5 protein-coding genes are annotated in these 5,458 nt (G+C 77.6%); 4 read left to right on the forward strand and 1 reads right to left on the reverse strand.

Annotation, left to right across the window (positions count from 1 at the left end):
* The first annotated feature begins 48 nt into the window (after positions 1-48).
* From E0D90_RS23195 to E0D90_RS23205, 3 genes are all read left to right on the forward strand, one after another.
* On the forward strand, positions 49-747 hold the full coding sequence (locus E0D90_RS23195; RefSeq protein WP_130799949.1) for an SAM-dependent methyltransferase: 699 nt from the start codon (positions 49-51) through the stop codon (positions 745-747).
* Positions 748-855: 108 nt separating this feature from the next.
* Positions 856-2,331, forward strand: a complete 1,476-nt coding sequence (gene selA / locus E0D90_RS23200) for an L-seryl-tRNA(Sec) selenium transferase (protein ID WP_130799950.1) — start codon at positions 856-858, stop codon at positions 2,329-2,331.
* 4 nt (positions 2,332-2,335) lie between these two features.
* Positions 2,336-4,189, forward strand: a complete 1,854-nt coding sequence (locus E0D90_RS23205) for a SelB domain-containing protein (RefSeq protein WP_130799951.1) — start codon at positions 2,336-2,338, stop codon at positions 4,187-4,189.
* A 19-nt stretch (positions 4,190-4,208) separates the two neighbouring features.
* On the opposite strand, the gene E0D90_RS23210 is transcribed toward E0D90_RS23205, so the two are convergent.
* Complete coding sequence (locus E0D90_RS23210; protein WP_130799952.1) at positions 4,209-4,676, reverse strand: VOC family protein; 468 nt, start codon at positions 4,674-4,676, stop codon at positions 4,209-4,211.
* A gap of 74 nt (positions 4,677-4,750) precedes the next feature.
* On the opposite strand from E0D90_RS23210, the gene E0D90_RS23215 reads away from it, so the two are divergent.
* A complete protein-coding gene (locus E0D90_RS23215) occupies positions 4,751-5,419 on the forward strand; it encodes a ThuA domain-containing protein (protein ID WP_130799953.1) in 669 nt (222 codons plus the stop codon).
* The last annotated feature ends 39 nt before the right edge of the window (positions 5,420-5,458 follow it).

The raw sequence follows: 5,458 nt of genomic DNA on the forward strand, positions 1-5,458 counted from the left end.
CCTGCCCTTCCCCTGCCCACCGTCCCGCCCCGACCCCGTGAGGAACCCATGACCTCCGACAGCCCCCGCCCCCACGCCCGGCACGAGAGCGCCGAGCGGCAGCAGCAGCTGCCGGACCCCGCCGACTTCGACACCGACGCCGAGTACTGGGACGCCCGGTACGCCGCCGAGGAACGCATCTGGAGCGGTAACGCCAACGTCGTCCTCGTCCGGGAGGCCGGTGACCTCACGCCCGGCCGCGCCCTGGACCTCGGCAGCGGGGAGGGCGGCGACGCGATCTGGCTCGCCCACCGCGGATGGCGGGTCACCGCCGTCGACATCTCCCAGGTCGCCCTCGACCGGGCGGCCGCCCTCGCCGCCGAACGTGGCCTCACCGACCGGATCGACTGGCAGCGGCACGACCTCGGCTCCACCTTCCCCGAGGGCAGCTACGACCTGGTGTCCTCCCAGTTCCTGCATTCCTACGGCGACCTGCCGCGCGCCGCCATCCTGCGACGCGCGGCGGACGCCGTCGCCCCCGGCGGGGTGCTGCTCATCGAGGGCCACGCCGGCTGGCCCGCCTGGATGGAAGAGCCGCACCCCGACGTGGAGCTCCCCACGGCGCGCGAGGTCGTCGAGTCACTGCGGCTGGTGCCGGGGGAGTGGGAGGTGCTGATCAGCACCGAGCACGAGCGCGGCCAGGACGCCCCCGACGGAACGCCGTCCGTCCGGACCGACTCCACCGTCAAACTCCGCCGCGCCGCCTGAGGGCCGCGGGCGGGCGTCCGCCTCGGCGCCCGCCCCCGGCGGACCGGCCACCGCCCGGCGGAGGGTAGGTTGCGGCCACCGCACCGTCCCGCGTCCGCCGGAGGCGCCATGACCGCCCGACCGCCGCAGCAGACACCCGACCCCGTCGCGCTGGCGTCGCCCGCCGTGGCCGCACCGCCCGCCGTGGCCGCACCGCCCGCCGGAGCCACGCCACCCGCCGCCGACCCGCGCCGCTCCGTGCCCCGCGCCGACACCGTCCTCGCCGACCCCCGGCTGCGCGAGGCCGCCCAGCGGCTGGGCCGCGCCACCGTCAAGGACGCCGTCGCCGCCGCCCTGGAGCGGGTACGGCGCGGCGAACTCGCACCCCGGCGAGCCGCCGACCACGCCGTCGCCACGCTGCCACGCACCGCCGCCGGACTGCGGCCCGTCCTCAACGCCACCGGGGTCCTCGTCCACACCAACCTCGGCCGGGCGCCGCTCTCCGCCGCCGCACGCGACGCCCTCGCCGACGCCGCCGGCACCGCCGACGTCGAGTTCGACCTCGCCACCGGCCGGCGCGGGCCACGCGGCGACGGCGCACTCGCCGCCCTGCGCGCCGCCGTCCCCGGCGCCGGCGCGGTCCACCTCGTCAACAACAACGCCGCCGCGCTCGTCCTGGCCGCCACCGCCCTCGCCCGGAACCGGGAGATCGTGATCAGCCGCGGAGAACTGGTCGAGATCGGCGACGGATTCCGTCTCCCGGAGCTGCTGGCCAGCACCGGCGCCCGGCTCCGCGAGGTCGGCACCACCAACCGCACCCACCGCGCCGACTACGCGGACGCCGTCGGGCCGGAGACCGGGTTCGTGCTCAAGGTCCACCCCTCGAACTTCATCACCACCGGCTTCGTCAGCGACGTACCGGTGCGCGAACTCACCGGGCTCGGCGTGCCGGTGGTCCACGACATCGGCTCCGGACTGCTGCGGCCCCACGCCGCTCTCCCCGGCGAACCGGACGCGGCGACCTCACTGGCCGACGGCGCCGACCTGGTCACCGCCAGCGGCGACAAACTGCTCGGCGGCCCCCAGGCCGGACTGCTGCTGGGCACCGCCGACATGATCGCGAGACTGCGACGGCACCCGCTCGCCCGGGCACTGCGGGTCGACAAACTGACACTCGCCGCCCTGGAGGCGACACTGCGCGGCCCGGAACCACCGGTCGCCCGCGCGCTGACCGCCCGACCCGACCGGCTGCGCGAGCGCGCGGAGCGACTCGCCGCCCAGCTGCGCGCCCACGGCGCCGACGCGCGGGCGACCGGCTCCGTCGCCCGCCCCGGCGGAGGGGGCGCGCCCGGAGCCGAACTGCCCAGCGCCGCCGTCTCCCTGCCCCGCGAACTGGCACACCCCCTGCGCACCGGCGACCCCGCCGTCGCCGGGCGCGTCCACGACGGCCGGCTGCTGCTGGACCTGCGCACCGTCGCCGAGGAGGACGACGCCCTGCTGACCCGCGCCGTCCTCGCCCTGAGCGGCCCTGACCCCGCGCCCCGACCCGGCTCCGGCCCGGCCCCCGACCCCGACCAGGCATCCCACGCCGACGGGCGGGAGTGACCCGATGCTGGTCGTCGCCACCGCCGGGCACGTGGACCACGGAAAATCGACGCTGCTGCGCGCCCTCACCGGGACCGACCCCGACCGACTCGCCGAGGAACGGCGCCGCGGACTGACCATCGAGCTCGGCTTCGTCCACACCCGCGCCGCCGACGGCACACCCCTGGCCTTCGTCGACGTCCCCGGCCACCGCCGCTACCTCTCCACCACCGTCGCCGGGATCGCCACCGCCCCCGCCGTGCTCCTCACCGTCGCCGCCGACGCGGGCTGGATGCCCCAGTCCCGCGAACACCTCGCGGCCATCGAGGCGTTCGGCGTCCGGCACGGCGTACTCGCCGTCACCCGCGCCGACCTCGCCGACCCCGGACCGGCCCTCGACGACGCCCGGGCCCGGCTAGCCCGCACCGCCCTGGGCGCGCTCCCGGCCGTCGCGGTCAGCGCCCGCACCGGAGAGGGCCTGGACACCCTGCGCGGTCACCTCGGCGCGCTCGCCGCCGGACCGGCGGGCCACGCCGGGACCGCCCCGACCGACCCACCCGTGCGCCTGTGGCTCGACCGGTCCTTCACCGCGCCGGGAGCGGGCACCGTCGTCACCGGCACCCTGACCGCGGGAACCCTGACCGTCGGAGACACCCTGGAGATCGCGCCGTCGGGGCTGCGCGCCACCGTCCGCGGACTGCAGAGCCTCTCCGAACCCGCCGAACGGATCCACGCGCCCGCCCGGGTCGCGGTGAACCTGCGCCGCGTCCACCACGAACAGGTCCGGAGGGGCGACGCCCTGGTCACCCCCGGGGCCTGGTGGCGCACCACCGTCGTCGACGTCCGCCTCGCCACCCCCGCCACGCCGGACGGCCCGGCGGCCCCCACCACCCCGCGGCTGCCCGCCGAACCCCTGCTCCACTGCGGCACCGCCGCCACCGGGGTCCGGCTCCGGCCCCTGGGCGCGGACGCCGCCCGGCTGACCTCGCCGCTGCCGCTGGACCTCCGGATCGGCGACCGGCTGCTGCTGCGCGACCCCGGCTCCGGTCTGCTGCGCGGCGCCACCGTCCTCGACGTCGACCCGCCCCGCCTGACCCGGCGCGGCGCGGCCGCCGCGCGCGCCCACGAACTCGCCCACCTCACCGGCACGGCGGCGGACGGCGCCGAACTGCTGGCCCGCCACGGACGACTGCGGGCCGACCACCTGGCGGCGATGGGCGGCCACACCCCGGCCGACGCCCTCCACGCCGGCCCCTGGCTGCTCGACGGCCCGCGAGCGGCCCGGCTCCGGCAGACCCTGGCCGAGGCGGTCGGACGCGCCGAGCCCTACGGCATTCCCCTCGCCGACGCCGCCCGGCTGCTCGACCTCCCGGACCCGGCGCTGGTGACGGCCCTGACCGCACCGCCCGCCGCCACACCGCTGCCCACGGCCACCCCTCCAGCGGGAACGACCGAGCACCCGCCCCCCGCGGCCGTGGTCCCGCTGGCCGTGAGGGACGGCCGCGTGCACACCGCCACGCTCGAACCGCTGCCGCAACGACTGGGAGCCGCCCTCGCGGCGCTGAACGAGACCTTCCGTGAAGCGCCCTTCCGCGACCCCGGACGCACCCGGCTGGCCGAACTCGGCCTGCGCGCCGAGGACCTGGCCCTGCTGGTGCGGCGCGGCGCGCTGGAACGCCACGGGCGGCTGCACCTGCCCGCCGGCACCGCCGAGCGGGCCACCGCCCGGCTGCGCGCCCTGCCGCAGCCGTTCACGGTGGGCGAGTGCTGTCGCGCGCTGGGCACCTCACGCGCCCACGGCCTGCCGCTGCTGGAGTCCCTGGACCAGCGGGGACACACCGTCCGGGACCCCGACGGCCGTCGCCGAGCCCTCCCGTGACGACCCGTGGTGCGACGCGTCAGCGGACGCCGAGCGAGACCGAGGGTCCTTCTGCGGGCGGGGCGAAGACGCCGAAGCGGTTGCCCTCCGGGTCCGCGAGCACATGCCAGGCCCTGGCCCCGTCCGGCTCCCGGACCACGGTGGCACCCAGCGCCACCAGCGCGTCCACGTCCCCGTACAGGTCGAGGTGCAGCCGTCCCGTCCCCGTCCCCGGACCCGGCTCCCGCGACGCGCCCGTCCCCGACCCGGTCCCCGACCCGGTCCCCGGCTCCGTCTCCGGCCCGGAGTCCGATTCGGCCCGCGGCGTGAACCAGATCCGCGGCCCGGAGCCCGACGGGTCGGTGATCAGCACCGGCCACGCGTCGGGCCACTCCTCACCCGGGCGGCGCTCCCGCCGCCGGTACCCCAGGGCCGTGCACCACCACGCGGCGAGCCCGTGGTGGTCCAGGGCGCTGAACGCGAGGTCCTTGAACTGAGCGGCAGCCATGACGCGGAGCCTAACGGCACGTCGGGAGGCGGGCACGGCACGCCACGGCATCGGACCGCCCTACGATGGCGGCCATGAGCGGCCCCGGGATCCTCGTCTACAGCCGCACCACCGGCTACCGGCACGACTCCATCCCCGCGGGAGTGCGTGCCCTCGGTGAACTCGGCGCCGACCAGGGCTGGGAGGTGGCGGCCACCGAGGACCCGGCGACGCTGACCCGGTGGCTCGGGCAGGGCGCGCACGCCGTGGTCTTCCTCTCCACCAGCGGCACCGTCCTCGACGACGCCGGGCGCGCCGCGCTGCGCCGGCACACCGCCGACGGCGGCGGCTTCGCCGGGGTGCACGCCGCCACCACCACCGAGGCCGACTGGCCCTGGTTCGGCGAACTGGTCGGCGCCCGCTTCGACGGCCACCCGGAGATCCAGCCCGGCACCGTCACCGTCACCGACCCCGGCCACCCGGCGACGGCCCACCTGCCGCGGCACTGGGAGCGCACGGACGAGTGGTACAACTTCCGCGACGGTCCCGGCGACCGCGTGCGGGTCCTGGCCACCGTCGACGAGTCCACCTATCGCGGCGGCACCATGGGCGCCCACCACCCGCTGGTCTGGTGCCACGAACACGAGGGAAGCCGCTCCTTCTACACCGCACTGGGCCACAGCACCGAGAGCTACGACGAGCCGGAATTCCGCGGGCATCTGGCCGGCGGCGTCGGCTGGGCCGCCGGGCTCACCCCCCGCTGACGCGCCGGACCACGACCGGCCCGCCCACCACCGCACCAC

The organism is Streptomyces otsuchiensis (assembly GCF_004305975.1).
Taxonomy (GTDB): Bacteria; Actinomycetota; Actinomycetes; order Streptomycetales; family Streptomycetaceae; genus Streptomyces; species Streptomyces otsuchiensis.